Source organism: Citrobacter amalonaticus, from assembly GCF_037053465.1.
GTDB classification, from domain to species: Bacteria; Pseudomonadota; Gammaproteobacteria; order Enterobacterales; family Enterobacteriaceae; genus Citrobacter_A; species Citrobacter_A amalonaticus_H.
Genome location: NZ_JBALIF010000015.1, coordinates 1 through 14,116, shown reverse-complemented (window position 1 = coordinate 14,116; position 14,116 = coordinate 1). Strand labels below are relative to the sequence as shown.

13 protein-coding genes and 1 pseudogene are annotated in these 14,116 nt (G+C 53.8%); 4 read left to right on the top strand and 10 right to left on the bottom strand.

What is annotated here, in order from left to right; translation table 11 throughout:
• Positions 1 to 8: 8 nt before the first annotated feature.
• The 4 genes from nrfD to nrfA form a co-directional block, all read right to left on the bottom strand.
• Positions 9 to 965, bottom strand: a complete 957-nt coding sequence (nrfD, locus tag WB371_RS19475; protein WP_336221691.1) for a cytochrome c nitrite reductase subunit NrfD — start codon at positions 963 to 965, stop codon at positions 9 to 11.
• Positions 962 to 1,633 (bottom strand): cytochrome c nitrite reductase Fe-S protein, encoded by a 672-nt coding sequence (gene nrfC / locus WB371_RS19470; protein WP_336221690.1) that lies wholly within the window; start codon positions 1,631 to 1,633, stop codon positions 962 to 964. The genes nrfD and nrfC overlap by 4 nt, the downstream gene beginning before the upstream one ends.
• The gene (nrfB, locus tag WB371_RS19465; RefSeq protein WP_336221689.1) at positions 1,630 to 2,193 is read right to left on the bottom strand and encodes a cytochrome c nitrite reductase pentaheme subunit; all 564 of its coding nucleotides are present in this window, start codon (positions 2,191 to 2,193) and stop codon (positions 1,630 to 1,632) included. The genes nrfC and nrfB overlap by 4 nt, the downstream gene beginning before the upstream one ends.
• A 112-nt stretch (positions 2,194 to 2,305) precedes the next feature.
• Positions 2,306 to 3,742: an ammonia-forming nitrite reductase cytochrome c552 subunit gene (nrfA, locus tag WB371_RS19460; protein ID WP_336221688.1), complete on the bottom strand. Its 1,437-nt coding sequence runs from the start codon at positions 3,740 to 3,742 to the stop codon at positions 2,306 to 2,308.
• A gap of 431 nt (positions 3,743 to 4,173) precedes the next feature.
• On the opposite strand from nrfA, the gene acs reads away from it, so the two are divergent.
• The 3 genes from acs to actP all read left to right on the top strand — a co-directional run bounded on the left by acs (position 4,174) and on the right by actP (position 8,276).
• Positions 4,174 to 6,132 (top strand): acetate--CoA ligase, encoded by a 1,959-nt coding sequence (gene acs / locus WB371_RS19455; RefSeq protein ID WP_336221687.1) that lies wholly within the window; start codon positions 4,174 to 4,176, stop codon positions 6,130 to 6,132.
• 183 nt (positions 6,133 to 6,315) lie between these two features.
• Positions 6,316 to 6,630: a DUF485 domain-containing protein gene (locus WB371_RS19450; protein ID WP_336221686.1), complete on the top strand. Its 315-nt coding sequence runs from the start codon at positions 6,316 to 6,318 to the stop codon at positions 6,628 to 6,630.
• On the top strand, positions 6,627 to 8,276 hold the full coding sequence (gene actP / locus WB371_RS19445; protein WP_336221684.1) for a cation/acetate symporter ActP: 1,650 nt from the start codon (positions 6,627 to 6,629) through the stop codon (positions 8,274 to 8,276). Before WB371_RS19450 ends, actP begins: the two co-directional genes overlap by 4 nt.
• A gap of 46 nt (positions 8,277 to 8,322) precedes the next feature.
• Here the strand turns inward: actP and WB371_RS19440 are convergent, their stop codons facing one another.
• From WB371_RS19440 to WB371_RS19425, 4 genes are all read right to left on the bottom strand, one after another.
• Positions 8,323 to 8,703, bottom strand: coding sequence for a hypothetical protein (locus WB371_RS19440; protein ID WP_336221683.1), 381 nt, complete (start codon positions 8,701 to 8,703; stop codon positions 8,323 to 8,325).
• A 50-nt stretch (positions 8,704 to 8,753) separates the two neighbouring features.
• The gene (locus tag WB371_RS19435; RefSeq protein ID WP_336221682.1) at positions 8,754 to 9,707 is read right to left on the bottom strand and encodes a DUF4431 domain-containing protein; all 954 of its coding nucleotides are present in this window, start codon (positions 9,705 to 9,707) and stop codon (positions 8,754 to 8,756) included.
• Positions 9,708 to 9,788: 81 nt separating this feature from the next.
• Positions 9,789 to 10,478, bottom strand: coding sequence for an LrgB family protein (locus WB371_RS19430; protein ID WP_336221681.1), 690 nt, complete (start codon positions 10,476 to 10,478; stop codon positions 9,789 to 9,791).
• Positions 10,471 to 10,881 (bottom strand): CidA/LrgA family protein, encoded by a 411-nt coding sequence (locus WB371_RS19425; RefSeq protein ID WP_336221680.1) that lies wholly within the window; start codon positions 10,879 to 10,881, stop codon positions 10,471 to 10,473. The genes WB371_RS19430 and WB371_RS19425 overlap by 8 nt, the downstream gene beginning before the upstream one ends.
• Positions 10,882 to 10,984: 103 nt before the next feature.
• Between WB371_RS19425 and WB371_RS19420 the strand changes: the two genes are divergently transcribed.
• Positions 10,985 to 11,878 (top strand): LysR family transcriptional regulator, encoded by an 894-nt coding sequence (locus WB371_RS19420; RefSeq protein WP_336221679.1) that lies wholly within the window; start codon positions 10,985 to 10,987, stop codon positions 11,876 to 11,878.
• 367 nt (positions 11,879 to 12,245) lie between these two features.
• Here WB371_RS19420 and WB371_RS19415 read toward each other — a convergent pair whose 3' ends face one another.
• Positions 12,246 to 13,892: a Na+/H+ antiporter gene (locus tag WB371_RS19415; protein ID WP_336221678.1), complete on the bottom strand. Its 1,647-nt coding sequence runs from the start codon at positions 13,890 to 13,892 to the stop codon at positions 12,246 to 12,248.
• Between the two features lie 156 nt (positions 13,893 to 14,048).
• Positions 14,049 to 14,116, bottom strand: a pseudogene (locus WB371_RS23885) (IS200/IS605 family transposase); the annotation flags it as partial.

Genomic DNA, 14,116 nt, shown 5'->3' with positions numbered 1-14,116 from the left:
AAATCACCTTACGCTACGGTTAGCTGTCCTGCATAGAGAATGAAAAAGCGCAGTAACAGTACGCCAGTCAGGCTGGCACCACACACCGCCAGCACACCGTGAAAGGTGGAATGGCGACTGGCCCAGGGTTTGAGCAGCATTGGAACAAGTAATCCCAGCCCTGCCACGCCAAGCCAGAACCACCAGGTCCAGAATCCACCGCCCAACGCCGCCGACAGCGCGCGCATTTTGCCGTCATCGCCCAGCGCTAACCCAACAAAGAATGCGGCCAGCAGGAAGATTTCCAGCCACACCACCGGGGTTTCCATACGGTGTACAAAATGCGCCTCCGTACTGTGCGGATTCCCCCGCTGCCGAAGAGCCATCGCGATAAGCGCCACGGCAGCACCGGATGAGATCCCGGAAAACAGAAACAGCACCGGCAGAATCGGGTTATTCAGGAACGGGTAGGATTTCAACGCCGACAGCAGAAAGCCGGTGTACGCCCCCAGCAGCACGGCCAGCACCAGCATCAGCGTTTCAAGTCCACGGTGGAACGGCGTCAGCATCGTCAGGACTTTCTGCACCAGCCCGAGACGTGGAAACCAACGCTGTTGCAGGACAATAAGCTCTTTTTCAAAGATTTTCGCCAGCCACAGGATCAGTACGACCATATAAAGCTGGAACAGCATGACCCCCATCGACATGACCGACGTCATGCTGTAGTGGAACATCAGTTTCCAGAAGGTCCAGGGACGCGTCAGGTGGAAAACCAGAATCAGCAGACCGAGAATAATCGCCCCCGGCCCCACCACCAGCGTAGTACGCAGCAGGGTACTGTCCGCCCCACCCGCCTCCGGATGGAAACGACGCAGTAGAATCGCCAGCGTCACCAGCCCGGCTGAAATACCGATCAGAAACAGGTAGATGGCGATGGGCCAGTCCCACACCAGCGATTCAAAGTGGAAAGCAGATGCGTTTGTCATTGGCTCACCTCGCCAAATTTAAAGGGAACGCGGTAGACCTTCGGTTTTGTTCCCAGCGCCAGCTTGTAGCGATAAGTCGTTTTCTCCCGCAACAGCCGGGAAATATCGCTGTTGGGATCGTCCAGATTGCCAAACGTCAGCGCCTTCGTTGGACATGACTCCACACACGCGGGCAGCTTACCGGCTTTCAGATTGGTTTTGCGGCAGAAATCGCACTTATCCGCAGTTTTGCTCACCGGATGGATAAAACGCACACGGTACGGACAGGCGGCGATGCAATACTGGCAGCCGACGCAGAGATCCGGATTCACATCCACAATGCCATTGGCGGTATCGCGATACGATGCGCCGGTCGGACAGACATCCACACACGGCGCGTGATCGCAGTGCTGGCACGAATGGCGGAAGAAGCGATATTTCACATCCGGAAACGCGCCCTGCGGTTCGCTGCGAATGATCGTCAGACGTGACACACCCTCCGGTACATTGTTGACTTCCCGACAGGCATCCATACAGGCGGTACAGCCGATGCACAAAGACTCATCATGCACCATGCCATACCGCACCCCGTTGATATTCAACGTTTTCGCCACCACGCGTCCTGCAGTACCGCTGACGGCCACCAGCGCGCCGACGCCGGTGATGAACTGGCGACGAGAGCAACTCATGGATGCTCCTTAAGCAAAGGAACAGACGCCGGGTTAAAGTTCGGATTGTTACGCTGATCGCTGTGGCAATCGACGCAAATCTTAATCCGTCCTTTATCGCTTAACGTCTGCATCGTGTCTTGCTTCGGATGCAGCGAGTGACAACTGGCGCAGGCCACTTTTGTCACGTGGACATCGTGCGGCCAGAATGCTTTTTGCAACTGCTCAGGCAGGTGACAGGACAGACAGACGCTGTTCTGCTGCTCCACGTTGTACATCGGCTCGTTAAAGCGCATCACATCCTTCACCCCTTCGCGATGCTGAGGCGACGGGTGGCCGTGACAGTTGGTACAGGTGATCGGCAGTTGGTTATTCGGATTGGTGACGGACGCATGTTTACCATGCATCCCTTCGGTATCCGGCTTATGACAGTCCAGACACGCGGCGTCCGGGCTACGCTGTTGGGTGACCGTCCAGCGTTCAGACTCCTGCGGTGTTGGCGTGGCAGTGAACCCACTCAGGCTCCATAACAGACCTGACGCCAGCACCCCAGCAGTTAATAACGAACGTAATACGCTCATATTCACTCCGTTGCATAATGCCTGATGGCGCTACGCTTGTCCGGCCTACAAGACTTCCGTAGGCCGGATAAAGCGCTTGCGCTGTCATCCGGCAAATTTGTCACATATGAGGTTATTGGCTTAACAGACCGTTTTTACGCGCCTGGTCTTCCCACTGCGGAATCACCGTTTTGATGAACTCCTGCTTCTCAGCGTTAATCTGCTGCATGTTCAGACCAATGGCTGCCTGGGCTTTCTCTTTGGTGGAAATATCCGGAATGGCTATTTCATGGGTTATGCCTTTGGTTGCCAGCAGGCGCGCCAGTTTTGTCCGGGCATCCGCCGCTTTATCCATCGCACTGCCCAGCATCCGCAGACCTTCTTCCGGGGCATGCATATGGATACCGTGAGAGGCGATCGACAGATCCCAGCGCCATTGCGCATGGCGGATATCTTCCAGAATCGGCTTCATTTCCGCTTCCGTCGCACCCGCATCCCAGGCGGCTTTCGCTTCAAAATGGGCATGAACCAATTGATCTTCCACTTTGATTTTCAGCTCGCTAATGGCCTTTTTACGCTCAGCCACCACATTTTGCAGGGTCGCTTTGTCCTGGGTATGGCAGTTCGCACAGGTCTGCGGGAAGTTGTCGAACGGATTGCCAATCTTATGATCGGTATAGAGTTTACCTTCGGCGTTTTGCACCTTCGGCATATGACAATCGATACAGGTCACGTTGTTTTTGCCGTGGATACCCGTGCTCCAGGTTTCATATTCCGGGTGCTGCGCTTTCAGCATCGGCGTTTTTGACAGTGAGTTGGTCCAGTCGGAGAACGCAATGGCGTCATAGTATTTCTCCATGTTCTCGACTTTCATCCCCTCATCCCACGGGAACTTAACGGCTTTGTTTTTGCCGTCAAAGTAGTACTCCACGTGGCACTGTCCACACACCATCGACTGCTGATCGAAACGGCTGGCTTTATCGAACGGTTTGCCAATGGTTTCCATCGCACGCTCGGCGTAAGGCCGAGACAGCGTCAGCTCAGGTTTGCCTTTCGCAAAGTCAGGAGACGCCGTGTTATGGCAATCGCCACAGCCTAAGTTGTTGACGATTTCCGGGCCGCCGCGCGCCCATTTACCGTGGAAGTATCCATCTTCACCCTCTTTTTGGATCAGACGCGCCACGTCCGGGCTTTTACAGCTCCAGCAGGCCATCGGCAATGGGCCATCTTCGGCATTTTTCGGTGCGCCGGTACGTAGCGTTTCGCGGACGTCGGTCACCGCATAGGCGTGTCCTCGCGGTTTGTTGTAATCGCGGGAGAAGGGGTATCCCGCCCAGAGGATCACCAGACGCGGATCTTCAGCCAGCGCGTCTTCACGCGTTGATTGCTCCGAGGTGGCTTTCCAGGAGAGGTATTGATCGGGATGCTGAGGAGCGAAGACGTCATTCTTCGCTTCAACGGTAACGGTTTTTGCGGGTTCGGGCGTTTGCTCAGCGTAAACCGCAGAAATGAAAAATAGCGGTACGATCAGGCTGAAGAAACGGCGTGCGCGTAGTGTAATCCTTCCCATAGAGGTCCCATCCAGATTGCGCCATTGCGTTCAATGACGGTTCTTTTTTATTCTGTCCATGACGATAACCGCACATAACCGCCATGACATTGCTCTTATCCAGATGTAACAAAAAACCACACATAAAATGTTGTCTTTAATCAATTGTAAGTGTATGTAAAATACCACTTTAGAGTTAGTGAAGTGATTTTCCCTCTACCCTTTCGCGTTTTTTACCCCTGCTCTCCTTGCATTAAAACTTAACATAACCCCCTGTTCCCCAAAGATTTAAGCAACTTTTGTTGGTTTCCTTCAAAAAACGTATTGCCGCTTATTTACACAGTTCCCTTATTGCGTGATCTGTCGCGCAAAAGCTAAACAAAACTGTCAAAGTCCCTACATTTAACGTTTATGAGACATATTATTAACATTCTACAAGGAGAACAAAAGCCATGAGCCAAATACATAAACACGCTATTCCCGCAAACATTGCGGATCGTTGCCTGATAAATCCGGAGCAGTATGAAGCGAAGTACCAACAATCTATTAACGATCCAGATACCTTCTGGGGCGAGCAGGGAAAAATTCTTGACTGGATCACGCCGTACCAGAAAGTGAAGAACACCTCTTTCGCGCCAGGCAATGTGTCCATTAAATGGTACGAGGATGGTACGCTGAACCTGGCGGCGAACTGTCTTGACCGTCACCTGCAAGAAAATGGCGATCGCACCGCCATCATCTGGGAAGGCGATGACGCCTCACAGAGCAAGCACATCACGTATCGTGAACTGCATCGCGATGTCTGCCGTTTCGCCAATACCTTGCAGGATCTGGGCATTAAAAAAGGCGATGTGGTGGCTATCTATATGCCGATGGTACCGGAAGCCGCTGTCGCGATGCTGGCCTGTGCGCGCATTGGCGCTGTGCATTCGGTGATTTTTGGCGGATTTTCGCCGGAAGCGGTGGCCGGACGCATTATTGACTCCAGCTCAAAGCTGGTGATCACTGCCGACGAGGGCGTGCGGGCGGGCCGCAACATTCCACTGAAGAAAAACGTCGACGATGCGCTGAAAAACCCGAACGTGAAAACCATCGAACATGTGATTGTGCTCAAGCGCACCGGCGGCAACATCGAATGGCAGGAAGGCCGCGACCTCTGGTGGAGCAGTCTGATTGAAAAAGCCAGTGCTGAACATCAACCCGCAGAGATGAATGCCGAAGATCCGCTGTTCATCCTCTATACCTCCGGCTCCACCGGTAAACCGAAGGGCGTGCTGCACACCACCGGCGGCTATCTGGTGTATGCCGCGACCACCTTTAAGTATGTGTTTGACTATCATCCGGGCGATATTTACTGGTGTACCGCCGACGTGGGCTGGGTCACCGGGCACAGCTATCTGTTATATGGTCCACTCGCCTGCGGCGCCACTACGTTGATGTTTGAAGGCGTACCAAACTGGCCAACCCCGGCGCGTATGAGCCAGGTAGTGGACAAGCATAAGGTCAACATTCTCTATACCGCGCCTACGGCAATTCGCGCCCTGATGGCCGAAGGCGATAAGGCGATCGAAGGCACCAGCCGCGCCTCGCTGCGCATTCTGGGATCGGTGGGTGAACCCATCAACCCGGAAGCGTGGGAGTGGTACTGGAAGAAGATCGGTAACGAAAAATGTCCGGTGGTGGATACCTGGTGGCAGACCGAAACCGGCGGCTTCATGATCACCCCGCTGCCCGGCGCGACCGAACTGAAAGCTGGTTCCGCAACCCGCCCGTTCTTCGGCGTGCAGCCCGCGCTGGTGGATAACGAAGGCAACCCGCAGGAAGGGGCAACCGAAGGCAATCTGGTAATCACCGACTCCTGGCCGGGTCAGGCGCGTACGTTGTTTGGCGATCACGAACGCTTTGAGCAGACCTATTTCTCAACCTTCAAGAATATGTATTTCAGCGGCGACGGCGCACGCCGTGATGAAGACGGTTACTACTGGATCACCGGTCGTGTGGATGATGTGCTGAACGTCTCCGGTCACCGTCTGGGCACGGCAGAGATCGAATCTGCGCTGGTGGCGCATCCGAAAATCGCGGAAGCGGCAGTGGTCGGCATCCCTCACAACATCAAGGGCCAGGCGATTTACGCCTATGTGACGCTGAATCACGGTGAAGAACCCTCACCGGAACTGTACGCCGAAGTGCGCAACTGGGTACGTAAAGAGATTGGCCCGCTGGCGACGCCAGACGTGCTGCACTGGACGGACTCTCTGCCAAAAACCCGTTCCGGCAAAATCATGCGCCGTATTTTGCGCAAGATCGCTGCAGGCGATACCAGCAATCTGGGCGATACCTCGACCCTCGCCGATCCGGGCGTCGTAGAGAAACTGCTCGAAGAGAAGCAGGCCATCGCGATGCCTTCATAACCATAGCCTTAACAATGCCCGATGGCGCTCTGCTTATCGGGCCTACAGGTTCTGACCCTACCCTCTCTTTATTGGGAGGGAAAATATAACAACCTCCCCCAAGGATTTCGTATTACAGGACTGCGACAGAGTCAGGTCGTGCCTGTAACGCGAAAGACGCAAGGGGCCTCTGGAGACTCTGTGATGAATGACACCATTTATCAGCGGATAGAAGACAGTGCGCGTTTCAGGGAGTTAGTCGAAAAAAGGCAACGGTTTGCCACGATTCTGTCAATTATCATGCTGGTGGTTTATATCAGCTTTATTCTGCTCATTGCCTTTGCGCCTGGCTGGTTGGGAACCCCGCTTCATGAGGGTACCAGCGTCACCCGAGGTATTCCGATTGGCGTGGGAGTCATTCTGATCTCCTTTATTCTGACCGGTATTTATATCTGGCGGGCGAACGGCGAATTCGACCGTCTTAATAACGCGGTATTGCGTGAGGTTAATGCATCATGAAGAGAGTCCTGACGGCGCTTGCCGCCACACTACCCTTCGCGGCCAACGCGGCGGATGCCATTAGCGGCGCAGTGCAACGCCAGCCAACCAACTGGCAGGCGATTGTGATGTTCCTGATTTTCGTCGTGTTTACGCTCGGCATTACGTACTGGGCGTCAAAACGCGTGCGTTCTCGTAGCGACTACTACACGGCAGGCGGCAATATCACCGGTTTCCAGAACGGTCTGGCGATTGCGGGCGATTACATGTCTGCGGCGTCGTTCCTCGGAATTTCCGCCCTGGTGTTCACCTCCGGATACGACGGCTTAATCTACTCGCTGGGCTTTCTGGTGGGCTGGCCGATTATTCTGTTCCTGATCGCCGAGCGTCTGCGTAACCTCGGGCGCTATACCTTCGCCGATGTGGCTTCCTATCGCCTTAAACAGGGGCCGATCCGCATTCTGTCAGCCTGCGGTTCACTGGTGGTCGTCGCACTCTATCTGATTGCCCAGATGGTGGGCGCGGGTAAATTGATTGAGCTGCTGTTCGGCCTGAACTACCACGTCGCCGTGGTGCTGGTCGGCGTACTGATGATGATGTACGTGCTGTTCGGCGGCATGCTGGCGACCACATGGGTGCAGATCATCAAAGCCGTGTTACTGCTGTTCGGCGCCAGTTTTATGGCCTTTATGGTGATGAAGCACGTCGGCTTTAGCTTCAATAACCTGTTTACCGAAGCGATGGCGGTTCACCCGAAAGGCGCGGCAATCATGAGCCCTGGCGGGCTGGTGAAAGATCCGATCTCCGCGCTTTCGCTGGGTCTCGGCCTGATGTTTGGCACCGCAGGTTTGCCGCACATCCTGATGCGTTTCTTCACGGTCAGCGATGCCCGCGAAGCGCGTAAGAGCGTGTTCTATGCCACCGGTTTTATGGGTTACTTCTACATCCTGACCTTTATCATCGGCTTTGGCGCAATCATGCTGGTTGGCGCAAATCCGGCGTATAAAGACGCAGCGGGCGCGCTGATTGGCGGCAACAACATGGCGGCGGTACACCTGGCGAATGCGGTGGGCGGCAACCTGTTCCTCGGCTTTATTTCCGCCGTGGCGTTCGCCACGATTCTGGCTGTGGTCGCCGGTCTGACGCTGGCGGGCGCATCCGCCGTTTCTCACGATCTCTACGCCAACGTGTTCCGTAAAGGGGCGACAGAACGTGAAGAGTTGCGGGTATCAAAAATTACCGTGCTGGTGCTGGGCGTCATCGCCATTATTCTCGGCGTGCTGTTCGAGAATCAGAACATCGCCTTCATGGTGGGGCTGGCGTTTGCTATCGCGGCAAGCTGTAACTTCCCGATCATCCTGCTGTCCATGTACTGGTCGAAGCTGACCACGCGTGGCGCCATGATGGGCGGCTGGTTAGGTCTGCTAACCGCCGTGGTGCTGATGATCCTCGGCCCAACCATTTGGGTCCAGATTCTCGGTCATGAAAAGGCTATCTTCCCGTATGAATACCCGGCGCTGTTCTCCATCAGCGTGGCCTTCCTCGGGATCTGGTTCTTCTCTGCGACCGATAACTCGGCAGAAGGGAATCGTGAACGCGAACAGTTCCGCGCCCAGTTTATCCGTTCCCAGACGGGCTACGGTGTAGAACAAGGCCGCGCGCATTAATATGCTAATCTCCCCGGCCGTGCAGGTCGGGGAGATTTTCTGTCATTTATGAGGGGTTCTCATCGTTTATAAAGCGACGAGCAGGAGCGACCATTAGAAACAAGAAAATAATCCCGCACACCAAATTTAGCCACTGCCAATCCTCCCCAATTGCCAGCGACCATGCTCCAAAGTGAATAACCACACTGATGAATGGAAAAGGAACCAACTCCCGATATCGTTTCATGGCGATTAAAACAATGCAGTAATAACCTAAAAAAACCACTACACAAAAGAGAAAAAGTACGAATAAATTATGATTATATATAATTGAAAGCAATCCTGTAGATAGCATAATAAAGGTAATCCCAATGCTATAGAGAAAAAACTTTAATCTCCCCATAACACCACTTTTCCAACCCATCAGTAACTCATTGAGTATGTTCACTTAACATCCTTATTTTTTATTTCCAAAGTAGTACAACGTAATATAGGGTGTTATCCCGCGCTAAAACTACTCACCAAACGAAGTTTTCCATCAATTAACTTAAACAAATATGATGTAGCACCATCACAATATTCTGAAAGCCCTGGCAGTTGCTCATTGGCAATTGTACCTATCGAAACAGATAAAACACCCTCATCAAATTCCCCGCTGGCAACTGTATCGCAAGTTCCGTTCACCCTGTGACGCTGACCATTTTCCTCATAATAAAACTCACCATCTTCATCACCAGGAAAATATTTCCTACTCTGCTCTTGTGCTGAAAGCGCGTTAATCCGGTACTCTTTTATCGACAACGATCCAGGGTTAACATCAAGATCGCTCAGCATCTGTAACCCATCAATAATCAATGAGCCATTTTTATCAAACTCCGCCTCAGTAAGCTGATCCGTCACAGAAACTTTCGCGTCATTGTAAGGTATAAAATCCCAAAGATCCCCCGGGAACGGGAATACAAAATACGATTTCAGCGCAGCAACATTTTTCTCGCGCAACACCTGCTGAAACTGTTGGAACTGAATGAGTGCGCTCTTCTTATCTTCTGGCGTGGTAAGCGAGCTAGCCGTTTTCACGTCATCAAGTATGAGAAGAACGGGTGTATAGTGACGACCAAACTGGGCATACATCGTTTTTCCGTTCAGCATAACCTCTTTCCCTAAAAGAGGAGCCAGATCGGCGTATCCTGGCTTATTTTTGCCCATCAAAATAAGCTGCACTAGCGGTACGCTCTCACTCTCACCACCAACATCACATTCAAGCGGTTGATCCAGCTTAAGATAATCATAAGTTATCGCTTCATCACCATCCTTGATGCTTTCATAGTTTGGCGGGCCAGGCCGGGTCTCCTGGGTCAATGTTCCCTGAAAGGTCACCTGTTGGTCTTCATCGGGACAATAGGCTAAAGCGGTATAACTGAACAGAAGGGCTGATAGCCACAAATATTTCACGCTTAGTATCCTTACATGGTGATTAAAGTTAATCGTCAGTATAAGGCGTGAGAAAAAGTAAGAATATCGCCAACCGAAAAATCAGAACATAACCCTCGCCACCAACGGTGCAACCAGTACCATCACCACGCCGGAAAGCATCATTACCAGGCTGGCTACCACCCCTTCCTGTTGACCGAGTTCATAAGAACGCGCCGTTCCCGCTCCATGCGAGGCCGCACCAAACCCTGCCCCTTTCGCCATTCCTTCGCGAATCGACAGACGCAGAAACAGCGCATCGCCTACCGCCATGCCAAACACGCCAGTCACTACCACAAACAGCGCCACCAGATCCGGTTGTCCACCCAGCGGTTCGGCCGCCGCCAGGGCAAATGGCGTAGTCACTGAACGCACCGCCAGACTGCGCTGAATTTCATCCGACAAGGTAAATAAGCGGGCCAGCCACACTGAACTGGTGACCGCAACAATGGTCGCCGTCACTACGCCCGCGGTAAGCGACATCCAGTGACGTTTGATAATGGCGAAATTGTCGTAAACCGGCACCGCGAAAGCGATCGTCGCCGGCCCCAGCAGCCACAGCAACCAGTGTGATTCACCAATGTAGCTCTGCCAGGAGATGTGACCGAACACCAGCATCAATACCAGTAGCGCAGGCGTGAGAACCAGCGGCATCAGCGGCAGTTTGCGAAAACGGCGATACAGACGTTTATTGGCGAAATAGATGACCAGCGTGATCGCCAGGCAGAGAACGCTGAGCTGGAGGTTAGTCACGATTTAACCTGCTGATTTCATAGCGATAGACTTTATCAACCACCCACGCCGTCGCACCCAGCACCATCAGCGTACTGATGGCGATTACCGAGAAAATCCGCCAGCCGTCGACCAGCAGCAGATGAGCGTAATTCACCACCGCTACGACAGCGGGCACGAAGAACAACAGCATTTCCGCCAACAGCCAGCGTGCGCCAGCGCGAACCCAGCTCAGCGGAAGGATACGGCACACAATCAGCGCCAGCATCAGCATCATGCCCACCAGATTGGCCGGTAGCGGGAGATGCAGCCAGGAAACAAGATATTGCGCAACGATAAACAAACCTGCATACAGCAGTACCTGAACCGGTATCTGGAGCCGTTGCATAACGGCAGGCGTAACGCGGCTAATCGCCACAGCCATGAGGGAACATCCTGAAAAATAATAGGGAGCGCCAGTATAGAGAGCCACCGCCGATGACTGAAATGAATTAAAATCATTACAGGCATAGTCGGAAGGAATACTCATGGATATCAGAACGCTGCGTTATTTTGTCGAAGTGGTGCGCCAGCAGAGCTTCACCCGCGCGGCGGAGAAACTCTTTGTCACCCAGCCAACCATCAGCAAAATGTTGAAAAATCTGGAAGACGAACTCAACTGTACGCTACTGCTCCGCGATGGCCGCAAGCTCCTGCTGACCGATACGGGCCGGGTCGTCTTCGAGCGCGGGCTGGCGATTCTGGCCGAATTTCGTCAACTGGAAGCCGAACTGAGCGACATCAATCATCTCAATAAAGGACTGTTGCGCCTCGGCATACCGCCGATGGTAGGGACGCTGATGGCCGGACCGATCGGCCTGTTTCGCCAGCGTTACCCCGGCGTGGAACTTAAAGTTTCTGAATTTGGCGGTCTGACGGTTCAACAGGCGGTCATAAATGGCGAACTGGATGTGGCGATGACTGCCCTGCCGGTAGAGGAAGAGAGCGGACTTGCAACGCTACCGCTGTTCAGCCACCCGCTCTGCGTGCTGGTGCCCCGTTCTGGGCAGTGGTTGCAATGCGACTCCGTCTCGCCGCAAGCGCTGGCCGGGCATCCATTGCTGATCTACAACGAAGATTTCGCACTGAGTCGTCAGCTCATGCAGTTGTTCAGCGAACATGACGTCAAGCCGCGTATCGCGGTGCGTAGCGGGCAGTGGGATTTTCTTGCTGCTATGGTGCAGGCGGGGGTTGGCATTGCCATTCTGCCGGAGCCGATTTGCGAGCGGCTGGATAAAAATACGCTCCGCTGGATCCCGCTGGAGAGCGAATTGCGCTGGGAGTTAGGCATGATTTGGCGCGAAGGGGTCTATCTCTCACACAGTGCTAAAGCGTGGCTGGCCTGTTGCGAAGGCTTTTGGTTACCCGCCGTTGACCAATAACATCGCACCGCCGGATGACGGCTGACGCCTTATCCGGCCTACAAATGCACGAAGCGTAGGCCTGATAAGCGTAGCGTCATCAGGCTATGAAACTAAATTACCGGATGACGGCTGGCGCCTTATCCGGCCTACAAATGCACGAAGCGTAGGCCTGATAAGCGTAGCGTCATCAGGCTATGAAACTAAATTACCGGATGACGGCTGACGCCTTATCCGGCCTACAAAAGCACGAACCGTAGGCCTGATAAGCGTAGCGTCATCAGGCTATGGAACTAAATTGCCGGATGACGGCTGACGCCTTATCCGGCCTACAAATGCACAAACCACAGGCCTGATAAGCGTAGCGCCATCAGGCAGCACGTGGGTGTTATTGATTCTCGATGAGCAATGCTTCCAGCAAATCCAGATCGTGCAGCAGTTTCTGCAAGGTCTCATTGCTGATTTCACGGGTGGCGCGCAGATGGTAGAGTTCCGCCCGTTCAGAACGCAGCGCCGCAAGGCGGAAGCGGCGTTCCAGATTCTCTTCCTGAAGCGAACTCTCGACATCATTGCGCCCGTCAGCACGTCGGCGCAGGTTACCGATGACACGAGAACTCACCTCTGTCAGTAGCTGATTATCGATGTTCTCTTCAGCATCCGCCGCCAGGCGCTCCTCCATTTTCTGGATCGCGACAATCGCCACTTCTGCCGTGGCAGCGCGGGCAATCCGTTCCTCTTTTTGCTGCTGAGAATGGTCAGCCACCTCAATATGTTGCAGCAGGATAGGCAGCATCACCACACCCACAAACAGCGAGAACAGGATCACGCCCGCGGCCAGGAAGACCAGCTCATAACGCGCCGGGAAGACGTTGCCATCCGGCAACAGCAGCGGGATGGAGAGTACACCTGCTAACGTAATCGCCCCGCGTACCCCGGCGAACGAGGCGATCAAAATCTCGCGTGTCGTCCAGGAACCAAACTCCATCGGTCTCTTTTTCAGGAAACGTTGGCTGAAGTTTTTCATCGTCCACAGCCAGCCAAAACGCACCAGCATCAGCGCCACATAAATCAGAATGATGTCGGTAAACAACATCCAGATTTCAACGTTTGGATCGGCCTCCGCCGCCACCAGCGACGATTCAAGAATCCCCGGCAGTTGCAGACCCAACAGCAAAAAGACCATGCCGTTAAACACAAACTCAAGCATCGCCCAGGTACTGTTCGCACGCAGACGCATCGCCAGCGGCGCACGGCGCATCACGCCGGAACGGGTGATAGTCATACCGGCCGCTACAGCGGCAAGGATACCAGAGACGCCAATGTGTTCCGCGATCAGATAGGATGCGAACGGCAGCAGGAACAGCAGGACGATTTGTGTCGCCGGTTCATCGCCGCCCCAGCGGCTGAGAAAACGCAGTGAGCGACCGTACAACCAACTGACCACAAAGCCCGCCAGAATACCGCCTATCGCCACTTTTAAGAATTCCACCGTCGCGCCGCCGACGGTAAACACCATCGTGCCCATCGCCACGGCAACGGCAAATTTCAGTGACACCAGGCCGGAGGCGTCGTTCATCAACGCCTCACCTTGCAGGATGCCCATAATTTTCTTCGGGATCCGGCCTTCACCGACAATACCGGAAAGCGCGACCGCATCGGTTGGCGACAACACGGCCGCCAGTGCAAAGGCCGGAATCAGCGGGATCCCCGGCACCAGCCAGTAGATCAGAAAACCAATGCCGACGACCGTAACCAGCACCAACGCCAGCGCCAGACCGAAAATCTCGCGCCCGTGTTCAAGAAATTCACGGGTTGGCGTCTTCCAGCCATCGGCGAACAACAACGGCGGGATAAACAGAACCAGAAACAGTTCGGGGTCAAATTCCACATGCAAACCGAACGTCGGCCACGCCAGCAGAGCGCCAATGGCAATTTGCATAAGGGGTAAGGGGAGTTGGAAGGGTAATACACGCGTGAATACCCCGGACAGCGAGACCACAAGGGTCATGATGAGTATCGTGAAGAAAATTTCCATGCGTTCCCTGTTTGCGATGTTTCTTATGTGTCTGAGAGGCATTTTACCTTTTTCAGAGTATCGCAAAAGACAACGAGAGTGTGGCGAAAGTAAAAAGCCACCTGCATAGCAGGTGGCTTTGACACAGCCCCCTAAAAGGGGGCTTAAACACTACCCTTCCAGTCCCAGCTGTATTTGTCTTTCTTCTTCCTCTTTGGCTACCTTGTCCTGGTACCGTACATATC